Source organism: Leptospira kirschneri serovar Cynopteri str. 3522 CT, assembly GCF_000243695.2.
Lineage (GTDB): Bacteria > Spirochaetota > Leptospiria > Leptospirales > Leptospiraceae > Leptospira > Leptospira kirschneri.
This window is the reverse complement of the sequence record NZ_AHMN02000004.1, coordinates 862,799-883,904: the sequence shown is the minus strand read 5'-3', so window position 1 is coordinate 883,904 and position 21,106 is coordinate 862,799. Positions and strand designations below refer to the sequence as shown.

Genomic DNA, 21,106 nt, shown 5'->3' with positions numbered 1-21,106 from the left:
TTATATGGAGAATTCCATTGGGTGACTATCCTTTCCTATTTCCAGAATTTTCTTCCGAATCTTTAAATGAAACGGCTAAGAAATTCATAAACTATTTAAAGATCGAAAAGAACTATTCACAAAACACAATCAACGCTTATAGTATTGATTTGAAATTTTTTTTTGAATTTTGTGAAAAAGAACAACTGGATATTTTTCAGATCGAACCGGTGGACATCCGATCTTACTTTGCACATCTCGCCAAAAAACATGAGATAGACCGCAGATCTCAAAGTAGAAAATTATCTTCACTTAGAACCTTTTACAAAGTACTTTTGAGAGAGGATCTAGTAAAATCCAATCCGGCCACTCAACTCAGTTTTCCTAAAGTTAGAAAAGAAGTTCCTAAAAATTTCAGAATTAACGAAACGGAAGAAATCCTGGAATTTGAGTCAGAAAATGCTTCCGAAATTTCGGAGATCAGAGATAGGGCGATGATCGAAGTTTTATATTCTTCCGGCCTTAGGGTATTTGAACTTGTAAATGCAAAACTGAATTCTCTTTCTAAGGACTTAACGGTTCTTAAAGTTCTCGGGAAAGGACGAAAGGAAAGGTTTGTATATTTTGGCAAGGAAGCAGTAAATTCCTTACAAAAATATTTGGAATATAGAAACGTTTCTTTTCCGGATGTAGAGGAAATTTTTCTGAATCATAGAGGAAAGAAACTGACGACTCGAGGGGTTCGATATATTTTGAATGAAAGAAGAAAAAAAATGGGTTGGGAAAAAACGATCACACCCCATAAATTTAGACATACTTTTGCGACCGATCTTCTAGATGCCGGTGCGGAGATTAGAGCGGTGCAAGAATTGCTCGGACATTCTTCTCTTTCCACAACTCAAATTTATTTAAGTGTGAGTAAGGAAAAAATCAAAGAGGTTTATAGAAAGGCCCATCCACATGCCAGAAAATAAAATTCGTTCTACAACCATTCTCTGTGTACGAAAAAACGGAAAAGTAGCCATCGGAGGAGACGGTCAGGTTTCTATGGGAAACACCGTTATGAAAAACACGGCTAAAAAAATCAGAAGACTTTATGACGGAAAAATTCTTTCCGGTTTTGCGGGATCAGCCGCAGACGCGTTTACACTTTTCGAACTTTTTGAAAAGAAGGTCCAGGAATTTGGAGGAAGTCTTTCTAGAAGCGCTGTAGAACTTGCAAGAGAATGGAGAACGGATAGAATGCTTCGAAGACTAGAAGCGCTTCTCATCGTAGCCGATAAGGAGGAATCTTTTTTGATTTCCGGAACGGGAGACGTGATTTCTCCAGATGAAGGAGTGATCGCGATTGGTTCGGGTGGAAATTACGCGTTAGCCGCTGCTCGTGCGCTTTACGATCATACCAATCTTTCTCCCAGAGAAATTGTGGAGTCTTCAATGAAGATCGCGGCGGATATTTGTATTTATACGAACGATCATATCACCTTAGAAGAAATTTTTTAAAATAAAAACATGACAAATTATCTAACAGACCAGGAACTTATATCATCAACGGAAGAGGAGCTCACGCCTAGAGAAATCGTAGCAAAACTAGACGAACATATTATCAGTCAGAAAAATGCAAAGAAGGCAGTGGCTATTGCTCTTAGAAACAGAACCAGACGTAAAAAACTGGATCCGGAAATGAGAGAGGAAATTTATCCTAAAAACATCATCATGATAGGGCCCACTGGAGTCGGAAAGACTGAAATTGCAAGAAGACTTTCCAAACTCTGTGGCGCTCCCTTTTTAAAAGTAGAAGCTACCAAATATACGGAAGTAGGTTATGTTGGAAGAGACGTAGAATCTATGATTCGTGATCTTGCCATAATTTCTATGAATCTTGTAAAACAAGAATTTAGAACTAAAGTGGAAGAAACTGCAAAGCAAAAAGCGGAAGAAGTTTTGTTGGATATTTTACTTCCGTTTCCGGGAGAAAATAAACACGGTTCTACTCATCAAATTACAGGTTCTTCTCAGTTTACGGAAGAAGAGGATAGAAAGACTCATTTTCTAGAAACCAGGGAATTTATGAGAAAAAAATTAAAAGCCGGAAAGTTGGATGATCAGGAAGTAGAATTAGATCTTCCAAATCCGAGTGTATCTCAGGTTCCTATGCTTCAAGTTTTTGGTGCGGGAAATTTGGACGATCTTGACAACCAGCTTCAAAACGTTTTAGGAGATATACTTCCTAAAAAAAATAAAAAAAGGAAACTTAAAATTCCCGAAGCCCTCAAAGCTTTAGAGGAATCCGAAGCGGAAAAACTTCTCGATCCTGATAAAGTACAAAGAGAAGCACTTCGAAGAGTAGAAGAAATGGGAATCATCTTTTTAGATGAGATCGATAAGATTGCTGGAAGAGAAGGAAAGAGTGGAGCAGACGTTTCCAGAGAAGGAGTTCAAAGAGATCTTCTTCCAATTGTAGAAGGGGCTACGGTAAACACAAAGATCGGTCCGGTAAAAACGGATCATATTTTATTTATCGCGGCGGGAGTGTTTCACATGACAAAACCTTCTGATCTCATTCCTGAATTGCAGGGAAGATTTCCGATTCGAGTGGAACTCGAAAAACTTTCCAGAGAGGATTTTGAAAAAATTCTTACCGCACCTCGTTCTTCTCTTACAAGACAATACGAGGCACTACTTTCTACCGATGGAATTCAGTTGGAATTTTCTTCGGAAGGAATTCAGGAAATTGCAAGAATCGCTTATGATATGAACGAAAAACACGAAAATATCGGCGCCAGAAGACTCAATACAATTTTAGAACGCCTTCTTGAAGAAGTGAGCTTTGAAGGCCCTGATCTTCCGGAAAATCAGAGAAAGGTAAGGATTGACGGTAAATACGTTACCGATCGCCTACAAGGTGTGATTCAAAATAAAGACCTGAGTCAGTATATTCTTTAAACAAATTTTTCTAATATACTGAATTTTTAATTTTATAATTTCAGAGTAGCGATCATATAAAAAATTTGATCTTTGTTTTTGAGAATTTTTATGAAATCCAATTAGTTTCTTAAAAATAAGATAGTTCTCATATTCATTTTTTTGCAATAAAGCAAGCTTTTATGAAACTAATTTTTTATTATGAATGTTTTTTAGAATAACTTACTATCAAGATTTCCCGACTTACAAAGAGGTTTTTAAAGTTTATTTCTAAACCTTTTGAATTTTAATACTTCCCCGATTTCTAAGAATACAAAAGTTTCTTAATTTGATTTGACTCTTCTTTGAAAAATAAAATTCTATGACGTTATGTTTTTTAAAATTCAATTTTCTGTTTGTTGGTTTATTAGAATCAAGGCAAGTAAAATTTCGAACCTGTCATTTCAGCGGTTTCCATTTGGTCTAAAACGATTGAGAAGTGTGATCCAAAAAATGTTTCAAGAATTTCTATTCTTCTTTGAATCATTCAATAAAAGTTTGAAATCTTTGCAGATAAATATTCACCAAACGACTCAAATTTTTAAACTGAGTCATAGAATTTCTTTTGGCTGGAAAAAAAGCTCTATATACTTTTTTTTATTTACATTTTTTGTTTTTTCAAACGGTTGTGAATGGGTTCAAAAAACTCTTGTCGAAGTTTTAGGAGCACCTGACAAATATAAGGCGGAAGGGAATTCTAATCTTTTACAGTCGATTTATTCCGGTAAAGACGTAACCAAAGAAAAAATTTCCATTTCACTCGAAGAAGTTTCTTCAGGATTTCAACAACCTACAGATATTCAGTTCCCTCCCGGCCAAACGGAAACTTTTTTAGTTACGGAAAAAAAAGGTATCCTTCGTTGGGGAAAGGTTCGTAAAAATGAAACCGGAATATTATTGACTTTGAATGTTCTTTCCGAGTCTGAACAAGGGCTTTTAGGTTTGGCGTTTCATCCCGATTTTTTAAAGAACGGTAAATTTTATCTTAACTATGTTCTAAAAGTAAACGGAAAAGATACAAGTCGTGTAAGCGAATGGATCGCTTCTTCTCCTAAAGAATTAGATAAATCTAAAATTACTTCGGAACGAATTATCATGGAAGTAGCCCAGCCGTATTCGAATCATAATGCGGGACAACTCGCCTTCGGTCCGGATCATTATTTATATGTAGCTTGGGGAGACGGAGGTTGGAAGGATGATCCGAAAAAAAACGGACAAAATCCTAAAACTTTACTGGGAAGTATGCTCCGTATCGATGTTAATTCCTCGGAAAATGGAAAAGGTTATAAAATTCCGGAAGACAATCCTTTTATAAATGATTCTTGCTGTGCCCCGGAAACGTTTGCATACGGTTTTAGAAATCCTTGGAGGTATAGTTTTGATCCTAAGGGAAGGCTGATCGTTGCAGATGTGGGTCAGGATCTTTGGGAAGAGGTTAGTATCGTAGAACGAGGAAAAAACTATGGGTGGAATATTAAAGAAGCTTCACATTGTTTTGATCCCAAGCGGAATTGTAAACAAGAGGGACTGGTCGATCCGATTTACGAATATGGTCGAGAAGAAGGTCAATCGATCACCGGCGGTTACGTATATTCTAATTCTCTAATATCGGATCTAAATGGAAAATATATTTTTGCAGACTTTGTGTCTGGTAGAATCTGGGCCTTGGATCTTCCGGACGATCCCACACAACCTGCAAAAAAGGTCTATAGTCTAGGAAAATGGCCTTTGCTCATTTCTTCTTTTGGAAAAGACGCGGCTGGAAAAGTTTATCTAAGTGATTTCGGCAGCGGTAAAATTTATAGAATTGATCGTTCTAAAAATTAAAATTTTACTTAAAAACCATATAGTGAAGATACCAGAGCCTTTGTCTAGAAAACTCATTTGAGTACAAAAAATTGGTATTTTATTATATATTTAAGTAATGTTTTTGATATGGAAAAATATTATAAGAATTTAATAATCAAGATGTATTAAAAAAAGGTAAATTGTTCTAAGAAAAATTACTACATTTTGCTGCGTTTCAGAAATAGGAAGAATCACCAATTTCCATATCCTTTTTCCCAGAAGTTTGCAGAATTGCCCGGATTTAGTAAACAACTTCGAATTACCGCAAGATATAAAGAACTAGCTTGGTCTTGCGGATTTGATTGACATGGGCTAGTCAATATAGTTTGGGTACAATATTCTAAAGAATCTTTATAGAAATAATGTATTTTAGATGAACTAAAAGATAGATATAAATCATCAAGATTTTTTCCCATGTCAAAAAACGAGATTCCATTATATTCTTCGTTACTCCCTAAAATTAACAAACTAACGAGCGTATAAAATTCATTTTCTTCCATTTTAAAAACGTCAAATCCGCAAGAAGTATATCGGCTTGAATAAGCTTCAACCATACGTTGTGTCCATTCGTATTTCGTAACGGTTTTAGAAGAATCGATTCCGGATTCGTCTATATGTGCACCACCTACATACAAATTGCATGTAATTTGAAATATAACTAAAAAGAAAATGGATCTGTGAAATTTGTTTTTCATAAAATTTGGGAATGTATCAATGTAAAATCTAACTCTGAGAGAATTTGTTTTAAAATTGCAAAACAAATTTTTTTATACGTTTTTATAAAAAATAGAATTCCCCGGAAAACTTCGTTTGGCAGTTTATGTCGTTTTCTATTGTTGACTACTTGGATGTATAAAAATAATACTATGAAGAGTTTATTTCAAAAATTAGAATATTATATCTTCTTCAAAAAACTCAACAATTTCAGATTCGGCGTAATTTTACGAAGACTTCCGCGTATTTGTAAAATCACCCTCTTAGTTTTTGCTGCCATTTTTATGCGTCCGAGTAGTAAGAGTTGCGTGAGTATTTGTAAAACTCAGTCTCTCGTTTCTATTGGGACAGGTCTTGAGATAAGCCTTAAATATAAATGATCAAAAAAATGATTGCACTAAGAGGTTTATCCATTTCTATGAAGTTCGTATTTCAGTTCAAAGAACCAAGAAATCTAAGTTGAAATGGAAATTAAATTAGGGGTAAATTTCAATATGTTGTTATCTGTATCGACGGGAATATTGCATCTAATATTTGGAATATATGTATTCAGGTTAAAGTCTTATCAAAAAGCCCAGAAATATTTTTTATTTCTAAGTCTACATTTGTCGTTATGGTTATTGATACAGGGATTTCGTACGTTATTACCCATTGAGTACAGAAACTTAGCGCTTAACCTTAATTTTATCCCGATGTCATTTGCTCCTTTTACTTTGTATGTCCTATGTACAAAATTTGAATATTCGGAAAAACCGATACCATTTTGGGCGTATTGTATAGCATTCATTGGTTTGTGTTATTTTTCCTTTAACTGTATATCGGAACGAATGGCGACTCTGAAAGACCCTGAGAATTTCATATATGACATCAACGCAAACTATCATTTTTTTGTTTTGTATTTAGTTTTTTGGATGGTTTTATCCATCCGCGCGGTTACTCGCAAGATGCTCGTTTGTAGAGGGGATTTTAAGGTAAGATTATTCTTCGTACTAATAGGCGCGGTATTATCTTTACACAGTACTGTTATATTCACCTACTTCTTACCACTTTTAGGAATTTTTAAACCTTCCCTTTCCTCTATAGGTCTTTTAGTTTCTTGCATACTTTGGGGAATCGGGATCTTACATTTCGACGCGTTCGAAATCAAATCCGATATTATCAAAGGCGAATACGTTCCCTGGATCAACAGGGTGGCATCGGTAGGTTTTTTGAGACTTTTAGCAAAAATGGATCCGATGAGATTCATACAAAAAAACTTAAAAGCAAAAACCGCAATTACCAAACAGATTTTAATCCAGGACTACAATCTTGCTTCCAATGCCGGAGAACTATCGTTGGAAAAAAGAGCACGAATACTTTCCAAAAAGTTCGGAAGGTACTTTAAATAGGTTCGTTTTTCTTTCGAAAACCTCACGAATCTAAAATTAACGGTTGTTAGGCGGTTTTAAAGAACTTGTCTATTAACGTCAGGTTTTAATTAGTTATTTCTGAGAAGAAAATGATAAAATGGCGTATAACGTTAATTAGTCGTTCCTGAAAAAGGTTCGAAATGCCGAATAATGTAAATAAAATGCTATCCAATGAGAAATATTAAAAAACAAAATCACCGGTAAGAATCAGAAAACCCGGTGAAAAATAAAAAAATAACTGAAAAACGAAAATGAACCTATTTCGAAATAGATCATATGATTAGTGAAGAGAGTTTTACGAGAATTTAAGCTACAAAAGAAACAATGGGGGATATTCGAGTTAATCTTTTAAAATCTATTTATTTCCATCTTTTTTGTTTTAAATCAACACTTCTTTGGCAATTTTTCAAGAACAACTAAACTCCACTTCAAAAACTCTAATATGATTCTATCAATTGGCGTGGTTATCCGTCTTTCGATAATAACGGATGAAAAAGTTTCTATATCTAGGGGAGATCTGATTCTAATTTCATGTGTTATTTTTATCTCGCGGCTAATATGTACAAAATAGGTTTTGGGATAAACTTTTAGTAAAAATAAATAACGATTTTATAATAAAATCAAAACTCCATTTTCAATCCGGTTATTGGATATTTCATATAAACCGTAGTAGTTCTTGCACCAGAAGTAATTGTAAGTAAATCAAGAGGATTGAGACCGATGGAATAAAAACCTTCGTCTATCATTGCAATTCCAAAACCTGCACTTTCTTTTTCATTTAGAAATTCGGGACGGAAGAAATCTGCAGAATTTCCACGATCAAAAAGTTCTTTGTGTTTGAGTCTGGATTCTTGGATTCTTTGAAAGTCTAAGTGATGAATAGGAGAATCGTTTCGAATACGAAAACTCAAATCTTCCGAGGTAATACGAATTTTCAAAGAAATATTCATGTTGTACTTTTCGATTTTCGTTCTAACATCGGTTAGAAAAGCCTTTTCTGTTTCTGTAAGATCTTTCTTTTTGGTACGAATTTTATCTTCTAAAAATAAAACACTTTGTACTTGTTTTTTTACTTTTTCTGGAACGATATAACGATGCATTGCGTCCCTAAGTAAAGAAGTTTCCATGATGATTTCTAGAAGTGCCTCCGCGTCTTGACGACTGGATTCTCCTTGTTCTAATTTTTTAAGAAGTTCATCTCTAAAAATGATATGTCGAATATTAGCTTTAATTGCATTGAGTAAAGCTTCCATAAGTCCGCTGAATAGATGAAAACCTGCTAACGGATTGGCTTCTATCTCCGATAAAATTCCGTTTACAAGCTCGGATAAAATGTCTCGAGTGGATTTGGTAAGACCTTTGAGTTCAAGATGAAAGAATTTTTTCTTTTTAAGAACCTCGATATTTTTCAGAATCTCGTTGCCTTTAAGCGCCGTTTTCTGGTTTGCCATATATCCCCGCCGAGTTTTTTAGGTATCATTGATGTACAAAGTCTTTTACGCAAGTTTGTTTTAACTATGAAATCAAAATCCTACATTTTTGAATTGATCACACCGGATCTAGGAGATACCGATAAGATAGAACTGGTTCACTGGAATTCGAAGATCGGTGACTTGGTAGAACAAGGTCAAGAGGTTTTGGAGCTAGTTACCGATAAAGCGTGTTTTCCAATGGAGTCCCCGGTGAAAGGTACACTAACGCAAATTATAAAAGAGAAAGGATCTATTGTTCGCAAAGGTGAAGTGTTGGGAATTTTGGAACTTTCTGAATCCGAATGAAAATTCTTCATCTATCAGACTTACACTTTCCGACTTCGCTCCCATTCTTTCAGCTTAAGGGTAAGATGTTTGTGGGATATTTAAATTATAATCTTAGAAGAAAGAATAAATATCCTAGAAAAGTTTGGGATTCTATCTTGACTTTTGTTCAAGAGATCAATCCGGATGCGATCGTAGTATCTGGAGATCTCACTAACGTATCTCACGAAGAAGAATTTAAAATAGCCAAAAAAATATTAAACGAACTCCCTTTAAAAAAAGTTTTTTATATTCCTGGAAACCACGATCGTTATGTAAAACAATCTTCGGGAGAAAATGCCTTATATGAAAAATATTTCTCCGAACTTTCTGGAGAATCTATTTCGTATAACAAAAGTTATATTCGAATCAAGAAGATTCAAAATCTTCACTTTGTGGGTTGGGATTCAAGCATTCCTCTTTCAGTTTTAAATGCTCATGGCCGAATTCACCCGGAAGTTGTTCTACAAACAAAAAAATTTCTTTCCGAAAAAAAAATCACAAACTATATTCTAGTCTGTCATCATCCGATCTGGAATCCGATCGATAAACAAGAAACAGTACATCATAAATTGCTAAATAGGGAAGAAGTAGCTTCTTTATTGAAAGAACGACCACCTATTCTTTATCTACACGGTCACGTTCATACGAACTGGGTAAAATTTCCCGGGAAAGAATTGCCTTATTACGTGATCAATTCCGCATCTAGTACTCGTCTTCCGGATGCAAAACACGAAAGTGGTTTTCATCTTATCGAAATTCAAAAACAGAAAGTTAAAATTCAAAGATATACTTACAATTTAAAAAGGTCTAAGTTTACGGAAGCCCCTCTGGTTTCCTATTCGGAAAAGGAATAGAATGGCAACAATTGAAACGATTAAAATTCAAAGAGAATTAACTAAAATCAAACATCCCGAACTAAAGAAGGATATTGTATCTTTAGGTATGATCGGTTCTCTCGACATACAAGAAGGAGAGACGAATATACTTCTTAAAACTCCAAACCAAGATAGAAGAATTCAAATTGGTCTGGAAGCACAGATTCGTCAGACCCTGGCCAAACTGGAAGGAGTCGGAAAAGTAAAGATTAAATTTGAAGTAGATCCTAAACTCGTTCTGGACGATTCCAATAAAATTCCTGGAGTTAAGAATGTGATCGCGATCGGCTCGGGTAAAGGTGGAGTAGGTAAATCTACCGTGACCGTAAATATCGCTACAATGGCGGCTTCTCTCGGATACAAAGTTGGAATCTTAGACGCGGACATTTATGGGCCATCCGTTGGAAAGATGTTTGGAATCAACGGAAGAGTTGCATTAAAAGCAGAAGAAGATAAAATTTATCCTTTGGAAAAAGACGGACTCAAACTGATTTCGTTTTCTTTTTTAATCGATGAAAAACAACCGGTGGTCTGGAGAGGGCCTATGCTTGGAAAAGCAGTGGAACAATTTTTATACGACATCGTTTGGGATGAACTGGATTATTTATTTATAGATCTTCCACCTGGGACCGGAGACGTTCAACTTTCTCTTGCACAGTTGATTGATTTGAACGGAGCCGTGATCGTAACTACACCTCAATCCGTTGCTCTGTTAGACGCGACCAGAGCTTCCGCAATGTTTTCTCAAGTAAAAGTTCCTATTCTTGGAATCGTTGAAAACATGAGTGAATTCATTTGTCCTAAGTGTGGCCACTCTTCTGCCATATTTAGTAAAGGTGGTGGTCAGAAGTTGGCAGAATCATCCGAAACAAGTTTTCTTGGTGGCATTCCTCTTACGATGGAAATTATGAATGCAGGAGAAGATGGTAAGCCTATAATACTCAAGGATAAAAACGGACCTGTGTATCAAGCTTATAGAATCATATTCGATAAATTAAATGAAGAAATAAAAAAGTGGGAATAATACACGCTTTGGAGTCTGTTGTACATAGAGAGACGGGAGGTGGACCTTGAAATTTGAAAAGGGATCCGAGAAAAACCCAACAGGTAATTTAATCGTATATTGTAATGTATTTGGTGAAAACCCTCTCAGCCCCGGAGGAAAGATAATCGCGTCTAACGTGGTTGTGAGCTTTCTAAAAATTGGGGAAAATTTTCCTGTCGTAACATTTCCTCCTGTGTCGTTGGAAAGTTATGAGGAATTAAAAAAGGTCATATCGGAAAATATAGAGAAATACGACGTGATCAAAATTAAAGACTTCGAGATGCCTGCATCTAAAGAAGCTTCTAACGATTACATTCAGGAAAGAATGGATCAGTTCAATAGTGTAGTGATCAAATACGTAGAAATTTGTAAGAATCGGGAAGTTGGCGGAGGACAGGTCAATTTTCCGGAAGAAGAAAGTGGTGTTCGAGAATATTTAGATGTACTCGCAAATCTTTCTCTTAAAATTAGAAGATCTACTGGAATTGCGAGAGAAGCATCTCTCATTAAAATGGATCAGCTAGTGGAAAACTTTTCGACGAAACATCCAGAGTTCGACTTAGATAATTTCAAAAAGGCACTTTCTTTACCAGGACAAACCGGAGAGGAATTGATCGGACTTTATCTTCAAAAGTTCAATGCGATTTCAAAAGAAAACTACGAAGACGCATCCACACTTAAGAAGAAAATTCACGACATAGAATACTTCGCCTAATAAGAGTTATTCTTCTGTGTTTTTAGGAGTCCATGGCGGATATAGATTCAGTTCCATACCTAAAAGTTTGAAAATTTTTTCGCTGATAAAATCACCTAAGTCTTCCAGAGTTTTAGGCAATTGATAAAATCCCGGAGAAGCAGGTAGAATGATTCCACCTGCGTCGTGAAGTTCCAACATATTTTTCAGATGAATTCGATTGTAGGGAGTTTCTCTTGGAACTACTATAAGGTTTCTTCTTTCTTTTAAAGTGACGTCGGCGGCTCTTTCGATTAAGTTTTCCGTCAAACCGGCGTTAATTGAAGCAATCATTTTCATAGAGCAGGGAAGGATTACCATCGCCTTCCAAAAATTGGAACCGGAGGCTATGTCCGCTCCTATGTCCGTAAAACTACGGATTTCAAATTTATGACGAGTGGTTTGAATCTTATATTTGGAAACGATAAAATCTAATAATTCTTTTGAAGAAGAAACCTTACATCTCATTTCCTCTCGGAAAACCCTAAGAGACGCATTGCTGCAGACTAAAAAAGTAGTTCCTTCGATCGTAAAAAGTGCTTTGATAAATCTTTCCGCGTAAATGGAGCCGCTGGCTCCCGCTATTCCTAAAACAAGTTTCATTTTATCTCTTCATTATATGCAGAAATTTTAAAATTCTTTGGTCTACATTTTTAATTTTTTTGATTTTCAATTTTTAGAATTTGTAATACTGATCTTTATAAAATTGAATACTCGGATGTATAAAAATAGTAGTAAAAATTAACGGTTGATTTTACTAAAGATATAGAGTTCTCAAAAATTACTTCTAATTCGGGATTGTTGGTTTTTTTGAAGTAGATCTTCATATTCTAACTTTTGAAACAAGTTTATCTTACTAGTAATACCTTGATTTCTTATCGTATTCAGTGTAAAAAGATCGGGTATTCTTTTATATGATTCTCAGTAAAATCATCCAATGTAGGAACTATTACAAACTAAGATTAAAGTTTCTAGAAGTATAAAATTATTGTAAATCCTTTTTACATGAGTGGTTTGTTAGATTCGGTTTTAAAAAGAACTGATGGATCTATTTTGAATAAATGTAGGAACTATTACATCTTTTATTAAAAAATTATTGGAACCTCTATAAAATGAATTTTTATTTGATGATCGCAAAATTATGGTTTTTATACAAAAATTTGATTGGACGATCGTTAACTATAAAGGCATGTAAAAATGGTACTGAAAATTGAGGGGGGATTTTTACGAAAACGTGGTAGTTCCTACGATTTTAGATTTTACCTGTGTCCTTTTTGATCTACTTTTTTGTATGAGTTCCTACATTTTACCAAAATTCCTACAAAATTTATCAACCCAAAGCATCTAAAGGAGCTTATTCAGGGCTATTAGAATACTTAAAATTCTACTTCTAATTCAAATGAGTTCGACATAAGAAAACGAGAAAAAATTTTCTAAGAGTATGAGTTCTTACAATTTAAAAATTGATTCGTAAAATCGTGATTTGCGGTAGTTCCCACATATTAGAAATCAATCTATTGAGTTCAGAGAGTGAGACGCTTTAGTTTGGAAAGTGGTTTGCTTACGTTTAAGAAGCAACATTGAGTTTTTTATTCGCCCCGATTTTCTTTCTCTAAATTCACATGATTAAAGTGTTAACTATTAAATAGGTACCTTATTATGTAGTTCCGAGTAGGATTATTATCTTTGCATTTTATAGAGATTTCTAATATAACAAACGATCTTTTGTCGTTTTTAGAGTTTTGAAATAAGTTCAAGTCTAATCGAGAAGTTCATAAAATCTTATTTCCTAAAAATAAAAAATAGAAAAATCGATCAAACAATAATCCTACGAATAGTATTAAAGAAATGTAAGAATGAATTTGATAAAATTTAGGAGGAAAAAAATTATTTCCAGAGGCTCTAACAATTTTATGTTCTTGAAAAAGAAAATACGAGGTAACTGCTAAAAATATTATAAATATAAATCCAAGTCCGGAAACAAATCCGGCCATAAATAAGAACCAGATACAAAGGATATGACTCGCGATTGCAATTCTAAGAGAAGTTTTTCTTCCGAATTTTGCAGGTATGGAATAAAGTCCTTCTTTTTGATCGAACTCCTGGTCTTGTAGGGCGTAAAGAATATCAAATCCAGCCAGATTGAATGCAAGACCAATTGTCCAAAGAATTGGTTCCCAAACGATTTCTTCTCGGACTGCTACCCAAGTTGCAAGTGGTGCAAGTCCGATCGAAAAACCTAAAATGAAATGACAAAACCAAGTGAATCTTTTTGCCAAAGAATATCCTAAAAGAATAATCAAGGTAGGAAAAGAAAGTAGAAACGCCATAGGATTGATAAACCAACTCACGATTAAAAATCCGCAAGAAGATAAAACAACGAACAAAATAGCAGAACGTTTTGAAATTTTACCTGCTGGAATTTCTCTATCTTGAGTACGCTCATTTTTTGAGTCTATGTCCGTATCTACAATTCGATTAAAACCCATGGCTGCAGATCTTGCGAATATCATGGAAATCAAAATTAGAATCGAAAGAATAACCCAGTCCGATAAGGATCGCCCCTGTGTTTTTAGAAAAGATAGAACAAACGCAATTCCCGCAAAAGGGAGCGCGAATAATGTATGAGAAAACTTAATAAGACTTCCATATTGCTTCAGAGATGTTAGAGTTTGATTCATGACCTTTAAAATTCCAAAGTTCTTTTCCTGCATAAAATCGGAAAGAAAGTCTAAAAAGCGATGATTTTTTCCGACCTTTAAAAAAGGATACGTCTATGACAGCCGCTTTGACAAATCTTTCTCTATCTACAAAAAACATCCGTTTCTTTCTTAAAAAAATTATACAAGACCAGAAAATACATTCCAGATGGTTAAATACCATTTCCTTTTTGGAACATATCGGCTCTAGGAAAATTCTTGCGACCCAAAGCGGATTTGCAGTAGGAGAAATGATTCTTAGACACGCGTCTGAAGAAACTAGACACGCCCATTTTTTTAAAAGAATGAGCGAAAGAATTTCTCCAGGTACTTGTCCTGATTATCAAATGGGAAACCTACACTGCGGTTTTTCCGCATTCTTATACTTTCAAAGACTGGACGGAATGGTTTTAAAAAACTTAAATTCATCTGGTTTTAAAGGTAAAAAACGATCCTTTCTTTCCTATCTTTACGTGACCCACCTCGTTGAAGAAAGAGCGGATTTTTTATACCAAGAATACGATCAAATTCTAGAAGAGAACGGAATTCCGGTTAGTTTAAAAGCGATTCTGAAAGAAGAAGAATCTCATCTCTCGGAAATGAAAGATGCCCTTTATCAAGAAGATTCTGAATACAAAACACGTTATGCGTTATTTCAAGAAAAAGAAGAAAAAAATTATCTGAAATTTGAGCAAACTCTATTGAAATCCGTAGGAATCGATTGACTTAGGATGTTTCAAAACGTTTTCACAAAAGTTTTTACGATCTTTTTGGTGGTAAGTATATTCTATTTTCAGAATGTATTTTCGGAAGGGGGCGGGCTTAAAGATCGTCCTATCAGTGTTGTATTCGTTTGTAAACCTTCTTCTCAAACGGACAAACCGCGTTATTATAAATCCACTTCTTTATTTTTTAAAAGACTCAAAAACAAAAGAATTCAAGAAAACGGAACCGCGTATTTTGTAGGTTACGGCGCTTTTTCTTCAGAAACTTCTACGGAACAATTGAAACTCGCCGGAGAAAACGGATACGATCTATATATTTTTCCCAAAAAAATGCCGGAGAATTTTTCAAACGATACGGTTCCTTGGATCGGCTTTGTAGAAGAGAAAAAAGAAATCGAAAAATCTGAAAAAAAGACAAATTCTCAAAAGAAATCTAAAGCCGTAAAGTCGACAAAAAACAAAAAACGTTTTTTGAATATAACAAAGAAAAATATTTCTCCAAATTCTTCTTCAACTTCAAAATCAGTTGTTCCATCTTCGGATGTTTTAAAAACCGAATCTTCTAAAATACAAGATCGACCTAAAAAGGAAAATACCGTTTCTGAACATGAAGATGTATCAAAAACAGAATCCAAAATAAAGAATGAATCTTCTCAAGAAAACTTAGTTTCTAATAACGATTTCTCTAAATCGAATAAAAATCCAAAAATAAAATCTTCCAAAGGTTCTAAAAAAAACAAGGGTAAAAGAAAACAATCCGGTTCTGCTAAAAAAGAATCAATTTCTACAATTAACAACTCCGAGAAAAAAAAAGTAGAACCTTCGATTTCCAACAAAACTTTTCAAACACAAGGAATTCAAAAAACAATTGTAAACGATCCGGCTAAACACGATTTTTTTGAATTAAATTTTGATTCCTTAAAGTTTTGGTTTTCAACAAACGTCAATTTGGCGATTTTTCCGGAATCGAGTCCAATTCTATTTTTCATCACAGAAAAAACTCCTGAAGATTTACTTACACGAAAAAAGGAAGAAGATACTTGGATTCAATTCTTGGATTTTCCACAGGATTTAAGATTTAATGATGGAATTTATTCTATTGGTTGTACGTCTGCTAAGATTCCAAATGGAATTTCGGTTTTACATTTTTTCTTTCGAGGGGACAGATTGATTCGTCTCAGACAAGAAAGTTTTTCTCTCAATAGCGACGGTTCCGGTAAATCCTGGGAACTGGAATAACGATTTTACTTTTCGCCTATTCCGGAAAATCTGGATCGCATGAGTCTGAATTGCGGCATTGTAGGTCTTCCCAACGTTGGTAAATCCACTATTTTTAACGCCCTTACAAAAGCGGGTGCACAGATGGAAAACTATCCTTTTTGTACCATCGAACCCAACAAAGGAATTGTAGAAGTTCCGGATTTACGTCTGAATCGACTGGCCGAAATTGCAAAACCTCAAAAGGTAGTTCCTGCAATCATTGAATTTGTAGACATTGCCGGACTTGTCAAAGGTGCCAGTCAAGGAGAAGGCCTTGGAAATAAATTTCTTTCCCATATCCGAGAAGTAGATGCGATTTGTCACGTTGTGCGCGCTTTCGAAGATGAAAATGTTACTCACGTTCACGGAAAAGTGAATCCAGTAGAGGACGCTTCCATCGTAAACATGGAATTAATTTTTGCGGATTTAGACAGTGCGGATAAACAGTTTCAAAGGGTTTCAAAAAACGCCAAGAACGGAAATAAAGAAGCGCAGGAGCAAACTTCCGTTCTTGAAAAAATCTTAACACTTTTAAAAGCGGGAAAACCGGCAAGACTCGCCGAATTAAAAGACGAGGAAAAAAAGATCGCCAAGTCTTTTCAATTGATTACGTTAAAACCAGTTATGTATGTGGCGAACATTGCGGACAAGGACGCTGCCAAAAAAGATACACCTTTACTAAATCAGATCAGACAAATGGCAAAAGAAGAAAACGCAGAGCTTGTAATTCTTTGTGGTCGTTTTGAAGAAGAAATCTCCGGTTTAGATCGAAACGAACAAATCGAATTTCTCAAAGAAATTGGAGAAACAGAAAGTGGTCTAGATCGTATGATCAAAACTGCATATAAACTTCTAGGCCTGATCACTTTTTTTACCGCCGGAGAAGTGGAAGTCAGGGCCTGGACAACTACTTTCAACAGCACTGGTCCTAAGGCAGCTTCTGTGATTCATTCCGATTTTGAAAAAGGTTTTATCCGAGCCGAAGTGATGAGTTACGAAGATCTGAACAAGGCAGGCACTCAAACAAAAGTAAAAGAAGAGGGAAAACTTAGAATTGAAGGAAAAGAATATATCGTTCAGGACGGAGACGTGATCTATTTTAGAATCAACGCCTGAAGAAATCGTATTTTGGAGTTGTTGAAGATTGGCTTTTTCAAAATGATTCTTTTTTTAAATTAGGGTTACAGTGGAATTCAATACGAACTCAATCGATCCTAAACGGATCATAGAACTTAGAAAAAATTTACTTTCTTGGTTTCATAAAAATAAAAGAGAACTACCATTTCGAATTAATAAAAACGCATATAGAATTTGGGTGAGCGAGATCATGCTTCAACAAACTAGAGTCACCGCAATGCTTCCGATTTATGAAACCTTTTTAAAAAGATTTCCAGATCCGAATTCGTTGAGCGAAGCTTCAGAAGAAGAGGTGATGAAATATTGGAAGGGGCTTGGATATTATTCTAGGGCTAAAAATTTAAAAAAAGGAGCGAGACTTCTTGTAGAAAAATACGAAAGCCGTTTTCCTGAAAATTATGAAGAGGCACTTTTAATTCCGGGAGTAGGAAGTTATACCGCTTCCGCCGTTTTATCGATCGCTTATGGAAAACCTCACGCAGTTCTAGACGGAAACGTAAAACGAGTTTTATCTAGATTGTTTTTGATCGAGTCCGATCCTGGTTTAACTTCGACTAATCAAACTCTTGCGGATTTAGCGAAAGAATTTTTAACTCCACAATCTCCAGGTGATCATAACGAAGCCGTGATGGAATTAGGAGCGCTCGTTTGTGTTCCGATTCCAAATTGTTCCGCTTGTCCATTACAAAATCATTGTGAAGCAAGAGCTGCAGGAAAAGAAAAAGAAATCCCTGTTTCTAAGTCCGTGGACAATTGGATAGATTTAGATCTCAATTTTCTTTTTTTAAAATCGGAGGATAAAGTTCTTTTAGTGAAATATACAACTCGAAGATTTTTTAAAACGATCTATTCTTTGCCTTTTCGATTAGAAGGAAAACATCCCTATGAAAAGGACGAATGGGTGGAGGAATTATTTGATAATTCCAGAATTGTTTCAAATTCTCTTCAAACAAAACATTCGATCACCAATCATAGGATTCGATTGAAATTCTCAGACCTAGATGAGAAAAACGTTTCTAAAGTTGAAAGAAGTCTGAGAAAAAAGAAACACATAGAATTTAAATGGGTGCCCGAGTCGGAACTCAAAGAAGAATTTCCTTCTTCCATTTCTGGTAAATTAATTAAACTCAGAAATAAAAATAAAAAACAACCGGAACTTAAATTATGAAAATTAGATCTACTTCGGAGTTTGTAAAAGAATTACAAATACAAAATGAACTTCTAATTATTGAAGAAGAAGTAGATCCAATATTAGAATTGGCTGAAATTCAAAGAAGGGTTGTCGCTAAAAGAGGTCCGGCGATTCTTTTTAAAAACGTAAAAGGTTCTCGTTTTAGTGTAGTAACCAATCTTTACGGTTCTGAAAAAAGAATGAAGATTGCATTCGGAGAAGACCCAGTGCGATTCATTCAAAAAATTGCAACTACAATCCAACACATTCTTCCTCCTACACCAGCAAAAATTTGGGACTTGAGAAACGTGGCGTTTCAAGCCTTGAAGGTGGGCCTCAAAAGAGTTAGTTCGGCTCCCGTTCTTGAAAACACATTAGATTCTTTGTATGAACTTCCTACGTTGATGTCCTGGCCCAAAGACGGTGGAAGATTTGTTACTCTTCCTTTGGTGTATACCGAAAGTCCTAAAACGGGAAAGGGCAATTTGGGAATGTATCGAATTCAGATCCACGGACCTATGGAAACTGGGATGCATATACAGATTCATAGAGGAGGAGGAAACCATTATTACGAAGCGGAAAAAGAAGGTCGTTCTCTTCCAGTACATATTTATACGGGAGGTCCTCCTGCTCTGACCATTGCCGCGGTCGCTCCTCTTCCAGAGGAAATCAGCGAATTGATTCTCGCTTCTTTATTGTTAGGTGAAAAGTTAAAGATTCAGAAAAACACAAACGTTTCTCCATTACCAATCGTTGCGGATGCAGATTTTCTAATTCAAGGAGTGATTCCTCCTAAAATTCGCAAACCGGAAGGTCCCTTTGGAGATCACTACGGATACTATGCTTTAAAACATGATTATCCGATTGTTCAAGTAAAACGGATTTATCATCGTAAAGACGCGATTTGGCCTGCTACGGTAGTGGGTCGCCCCCCTCAGGAGGATCATTGGATTGCGGAATATTTACAAGACCTTTTGTCTCCTTTGTTTCCGGTTGTGATGCCTGCTGTGAAAAAAGTATGGGCTTATGAAGAATCCGGAGTACATTCTCTTGCAGCCGCTGTAGTAAAGGAAAGATACCAAGGAGAGGCTTTTACGGGCGCTCTTAGAATTTTAGGGGAGGGACAACTTTCTCTTACTAAAGTATTGCTCGTGACCGACCAAGACGTGGACCTGAAGAATTTTAGAGAAACGTTTATTACAGTATTAGAAAGAATGAATCCAATTACGGATCTTCATATTTTTGCAAATATCTCCCAGGATACTCTCGATTATACCGGGCCTGCCGTAAATCAGGGAAGTAAAACGATCTTTTTAGGTTCTGGCAAAAAGAAAAACGATCTCAAAACTCAGTTTAGAGGTAAGTTTAGTAATTCTTTATTTAAAAATCCGAAAGTGCCTTATCCAGGAGTTCTGGTGATATCCGGACCTAAATACAAATTAAAAGACGGAGTTCCTACTAAACTCTTAAAGGAAAAATCGATTCGGGACTTTTTGTTCGTGTTTCTGGTGGACGATTCCGAAGACGTTATCCGTTCCGATCATGATTTTATCTGGTCCATCTTTACACGTTTTGAGCCAGCTGGAGATATATACGCAAATACTCAGTTGATCCGAAATCATCCCGCTTTCTATTCTCCAATCGTGGTGGATTGTAGAATAAAAACTTGGTATCCTCCGTTGACCGAAGCGGATTCCAAAACGATTCGAAAAGTAGATGATAGATTTGGTAGACTGATAGACTCACTTTAGTAGATTTGAATTCTATGGCAAAAAAAAAATGTATCGTTACCGGTGGTGCGGGGCTTATCGGTTCTAATCTAGTTCAAGAACTCAATAGACTAGGGATCGATGATATTCTAGTCGTGGATCATTTGGGAACTTCTTCCAAGTGGAAGAATTTAGTCGGAAAAAGATATTCCGATTATTTGGAGAAAAAAAGTTTTTTGGATCATACGATTCGGTTTTCTTTATTAAAAGATTATGATATTTTGTTTCATTTGGGAGCCTGTTCTTCTACTACGGAGACAGATGCTTCTTATTTAGTGGAAAACAACTTCGAATATACAAAACTTCTTGCCGAAGAATCTTTAAAAAACGGAGTTCGATTTGTATATGCTTCTTCCGCCGCTACTTATGGAGACGGAGCCAACGGGTACGACGATAAAACTCCCATTGACTTACTCAAACCTTTGAATATGTACGGATATTCGAAACACATGTTCGATTTATACGCTCAAAGGAGAGGGTTTTTAAATCGAATTACTGGAATCAAATACTTCAACGTATTCGGATACGGGGAAGGACATAAGGGGGATATGAGAAGTGTAGTTCTTAAAGGGTACGAACAGATCAAAAATGAAGGTAAAATCCGTCTTTTTAAATCGTATAAACCGGAATATAAGGATGGAGAACAAAAAAGAGATTTTTTATATGCAAAGGATGCTGCAAAAATCACCACCTATTTGGCATTTGGCGATCATAATGGAATCTACAACTTAGGAAGAGGAATCGCAGAGACCTGGAACGACCTAGTATTTGCAATTTTTGATACTTTGAAACTTCCTATCAATATAGAATATGTTGAAATGCCTGAAACTCTTAAATCAAAATATCAGTATTATACCTGTGCAGATACCACAAAACTTTTAAAAACCGGTTATTCGGAAGGTTTTACTCAATTGAAAGAAGCGGTCAGGGAATATGTAACCCTCCTCGATCAAGAAGAGGGTACATAATTGATTTTTAA

19 protein-coding genes are annotated in these 21,106 nt (G+C 35.5%); 15 read left to right on the top strand and 4 right to left on the bottom strand.

The features are described 5' to 3' along the window. Nucleotides 1-17: 17 nt before the first annotated feature. The 4 genes from xerC to LEP1GSC049_RS220375 all read left to right on the top strand — a co-directional run bounded on the left by xerC (nt 18) and on the right by LEP1GSC049_RS220375 (nt 4,770). The gene (gene xerC / locus LEP1GSC049_RS220360; protein ID WP_016560473.1) at nt 18-953 is read left to right on the top strand and encodes a tyrosine recombinase XerC; all 936 of its coding nucleotides are present in this window, start codon (nt 18-20) and stop codon (nt 951-953) included. Then, nucleotides 940-1,482 carry an ATP-dependent protease subunit HslV gene (gene hslV / locus LEP1GSC049_RS220365; RefSeq protein WP_004751695.1) on the top strand — a complete coding sequence of 181 codons (543 nt, stop codon included), beginning with the start codon at nt 940-942 and terminating at the stop codon, nt 1,480-1,482. Before xerC ends, hslV begins: the two co-directional genes overlap by 14 nt. A 9-nt stretch (nt 1,483-1,491) precedes the next feature. Then, entirely contained in the window at nt 1,492-2,925 is a 1,434-nt protein-coding gene (hslU, locus tag LEP1GSC049_RS220370; protein ID WP_016560388.1) for an ATP-dependent protease ATPase subunit HslU, read from the top strand. A gap of 471 nt (nt 2,926-3,396) precedes the next feature. After that, nucleotides 3,397-4,770, top strand: a complete 1,374-nt coding sequence (locus LEP1GSC049_RS220375) for a PQQ-dependent sugar dehydrogenase (protein ID WP_016560481.1) — start codon at nt 3,397-3,399, stop codon at nt 4,768-4,770. 212 nt (nt 4,771-4,982) lie between these two features. Here LEP1GSC049_RS220375 and LEP1GSC049_RS220380 read toward each other — a convergent pair whose 3' ends face one another. After that, the gene (locus tag LEP1GSC049_RS220380) at nt 4,983-5,486 is read right to left on the bottom strand and encodes a hypothetical protein (protein WP_016560502.1); all 504 of its coding nucleotides are present in this window, start codon (nt 5,484-5,486) and stop codon (nt 4,983-4,985) included. Nucleotides 5,487-5,969: 483 nt separating this feature from the next. Between LEP1GSC049_RS220380 and LEP1GSC049_RS220385 the strand changes: the two genes are divergently transcribed. After that, complete coding sequence (locus LEP1GSC049_RS220385; protein WP_004762525.1) at nt 5,970-6,893, top strand: LIC10906 family membrane protein; 924 nt, start codon at nt 5,970-5,972, stop codon at nt 6,891-6,893. Between the two features lie 641 nt (nt 6,894-7,534). Here the strand turns inward: LEP1GSC049_RS220385 and LEP1GSC049_RS220390 are convergent. After that, the gene (locus LEP1GSC049_RS220390; RefSeq protein ID WP_004751813.1) at nt 7,535-8,365 is read right to left on the bottom strand and encodes a hypothetical protein; all 831 of its coding nucleotides are present in this window, start codon (nt 8,363-8,365) and stop codon (nt 7,535-7,537) included. 66 nt (nt 8,366-8,431) lie between these two features. Between LEP1GSC049_RS220390 and LEP1GSC049_RS220395 the strand changes: the two genes are divergently transcribed. The 4 genes from LEP1GSC049_RS220395 to LEP1GSC049_RS220410 are packed head-to-tail and all read left to right on the top strand — an operon-like array spanning nt 8,432 to nt 11,348. Continuing rightward, on the top strand, nt 8,432-8,692 hold the full coding sequence (locus tag LEP1GSC049_RS220395) for a lipoyl domain-containing protein (protein ID WP_004751970.1): 261 nt from the start codon (nt 8,432-8,434) through the stop codon (nt 8,690-8,692). Then, complete coding sequence (locus tag LEP1GSC049_RS220400) at nt 8,689-9,567, top strand: metallophosphoesterase family protein (protein ID WP_004760760.1); 879 nt, start codon at nt 8,689-8,691, stop codon at nt 9,565-9,567. The genes LEP1GSC049_RS220395 and LEP1GSC049_RS220400 overlap by 4 nt, the downstream gene beginning before the upstream one ends. Nucleotide 9,568: 1 nt before the next feature. Continuing rightward, a complete protein-coding gene (locus LEP1GSC049_RS220405) occupies nt 9,569-10,612 on the top strand; it encodes an Mrp/NBP35 family ATP-binding protein (RefSeq protein ID WP_004769903.1) in 1,044 nt (347 codons plus the stop codon). Nucleotides 10,613-10,658: 46 nt separating this feature from the next. After that, the gene (locus tag LEP1GSC049_RS220410) at nt 10,659-11,348 is read left to right on the top strand and encodes a hypothetical protein (RefSeq protein WP_002176576.1); all 690 of its coding nucleotides are present in this window, start codon (nt 10,659-10,661) and stop codon (nt 11,346-11,348) included. A 6-nt stretch (nt 11,349-11,354) separates the two neighbouring features. Here LEP1GSC049_RS220410 and LEP1GSC049_RS220415 read toward each other — a convergent pair whose 3' ends face one another. Together LEP1GSC049_RS220415 and LEP1GSC049_RS0205090 are read right to left on the bottom strand one after the other, a co-directional pair. Then, nucleotides 11,355-11,969: a UbiX family flavin prenyltransferase gene (locus LEP1GSC049_RS220415; protein ID WP_004752735.1), complete on the bottom strand. Its 615-nt coding sequence runs from the start codon at nt 11,967-11,969 to the stop codon at nt 11,355-11,357. Between the two features lie 1,169 nt (nt 11,970-13,138). Continuing rightward, nucleotides 13,139-14,080 carry a 4-hydroxybenzoate octaprenyltransferase gene (locus LEP1GSC049_RS0205090; RefSeq protein WP_004758799.1) on the bottom strand — a complete coding sequence of 314 codons (942 nt, stop codon included), beginning with the start codon at nt 14,078-14,080 and terminating at the stop codon, nt 13,139-13,141. A 62-nt stretch (nt 14,081-14,142) separates the two neighbouring features. On the opposite strand from LEP1GSC049_RS0205090, the gene LEP1GSC049_RS220420 reads away from it, so the two are divergent. From LEP1GSC049_RS220420 to rfaD, 6 genes are all read left to right on the top strand, one after another. Then, nucleotides 14,143-14,790: a hypothetical protein gene (locus LEP1GSC049_RS220420; protein ID WP_004758732.1), complete on the top strand. Its 648-nt coding sequence runs from the start codon at nt 14,143-14,145 to the stop codon at nt 14,788-14,790. Between the two features lie 6 nt (nt 14,791-14,796). Next, nucleotides 14,797-16,029: a hypothetical protein gene (locus LEP1GSC049_RS220425; protein ID WP_016560469.1), complete on the top strand. Its 1,233-nt coding sequence runs from the start codon at nt 14,797-14,799 to the stop codon at nt 16,027-16,029. Nucleotides 16,030-16,068: 39 nt separating this feature from the next. Then, nucleotides 16,069-17,166: a redox-regulated ATPase YchF gene (gene ychF / locus LEP1GSC049_RS220430; RefSeq protein ID WP_004752553.1), complete on the top strand. Its 1,098-nt coding sequence runs from the start codon at nt 16,069-16,071 to the stop codon at nt 17,164-17,166. Nucleotides 17,167-17,236: 70 nt separating this feature from the next. Beyond that, nucleotides 17,237-18,355 carry an A/G-specific adenine glycosylase gene (mutY, locus tag LEP1GSC049_RS220435; protein WP_016560490.1) on the top strand — a complete coding sequence of 373 codons (1,119 nt, stop codon included), beginning with the start codon at nt 17,237-17,239 and terminating at the stop codon, nt 18,353-18,355. After that, nucleotides 18,352-20,109 (top strand): UbiD family decarboxylase, encoded by a 1,758-nt coding sequence (locus LEP1GSC049_RS220440; protein WP_016560369.1) that lies wholly within the window; start codon nt 18,352-18,354, stop codon nt 20,107-20,109. Before mutY ends, LEP1GSC049_RS220440 begins: the two co-directional genes overlap by 4 nt. A 14-nt stretch (nt 20,110-20,123) precedes the next feature. Next, nucleotides 20,124-21,095, top strand: a complete 972-nt coding sequence (gene rfaD, locus LEP1GSC049_RS220445; protein WP_004751780.1) for an ADP-glyceromanno-heptose 6-epimerase — start codon at nt 20,124-20,126, stop codon at nt 21,093-21,095. Nucleotides 21,096-21,106 lie beyond the last annotated feature (11 nt).

Bases quoted from the DNA above. Each gene is read 5' to 3' on its own strand.
- LEP1GSC049_RS220405 (WP_004769903.1), top strand. From the start codon at position 9,569: ATGGCAACAATTGAAACGATTAAAATTCAAAGAGAATTAACTAAAATC.
- LEP1GSC049_RS220390 (WP_004751813.1), bottom strand. From the start codon at position 8,365: ATGGCAAACCAGAAAACGGCGCTTAAAGGCAACGAGATTCTGAAAAAT.
- LEP1GSC049_RS0205090 (WP_004758799.1), bottom strand. From the start codon at position 14,080: ATGCAGGAAAAGAACTTTGGAATTTTAAAGGTCATGAATCAAACTCTA.
- hslV (WP_004751695.1), top strand. From the start codon at position 940: ATGCCAGAAAATAAAATTCGTTCTACAACCATTCTCTGTGTACGAAAA.
- rfaD (WP_004751780.1), top strand. From the start codon at position 20,124: ATGGCAAAAAAAAAATGTATCGTTACCGGTGGTGCGGGGCTTATCGGT.
- LEP1GSC049_RS220400 (WP_004760760.1), top strand. From the start codon at position 8,689: ATGAAAATTCTTCATCTATCAGACTTACACTTTCCGACTTCGCTCCCA.
- LEP1GSC049_RS220420 (WP_004758732.1), top strand. From the start codon at position 14,143: ATGACAGCCGCTTTGACAAATCTTTCTCTATCTACAAAAAACATCCGT.
- LEP1GSC049_RS220395 (WP_004751970.1), top strand. From the start codon at position 8,432: ATGAAATCAAAATCCTACATTTTTGAATTGATCACACCGGATCTAGGA.
- hslU (WP_016560388.1), top strand. From the start codon at position 1,492: ATGACAAATTATCTAACAGACCAGGAACTTATATCATCAACGGAAGAG.
- LEP1GSC049_RS220380 (WP_016560502.1), bottom strand. From the start codon at position 5,486: ATGAAAAACAAATTTCACAGATCCATTTTCTTTTTAGTTATATTTCAA.
- LEP1GSC049_RS220415 (WP_004752735.1), bottom strand. From the start codon at position 11,969: ATGAAACTTGTTTTAGGAATAGCGGGAGCCAGCGGCTCCATTTACGCG.
- LEP1GSC049_RS220385 (WP_004762525.1), top strand. From the start codon at position 5,970: ATGGAAATTAAATTAGGGGTAAATTTCAATATGTTGTTATCTGTATCG.
- LEP1GSC049_RS220425 (WP_016560469.1), top strand. From the start codon at position 14,797: ATGTTTCAAAACGTTTTCACAAAAGTTTTTACGATCTTTTTGGTGGTA.
- ychF (WP_004752553.1), top strand. From the start codon at position 16,069: ATGAGTCTGAATTGCGGCATTGTAGGTCTTCCCAACGTTGGTAAATCC.
- LEP1GSC049_RS220375 (WP_016560481.1), top strand. From the start codon at position 3,397: ATGTTTCAAGAATTTCTATTCTTCTTTGAATCATTCAATAAAAGTTTG.
- LEP1GSC049_RS220440 (WP_016560369.1), top strand. From the start codon at position 18,352: ATGAAAATTAGATCTACTTCGGAGTTTGTAAAAGAATTACAAATACAA.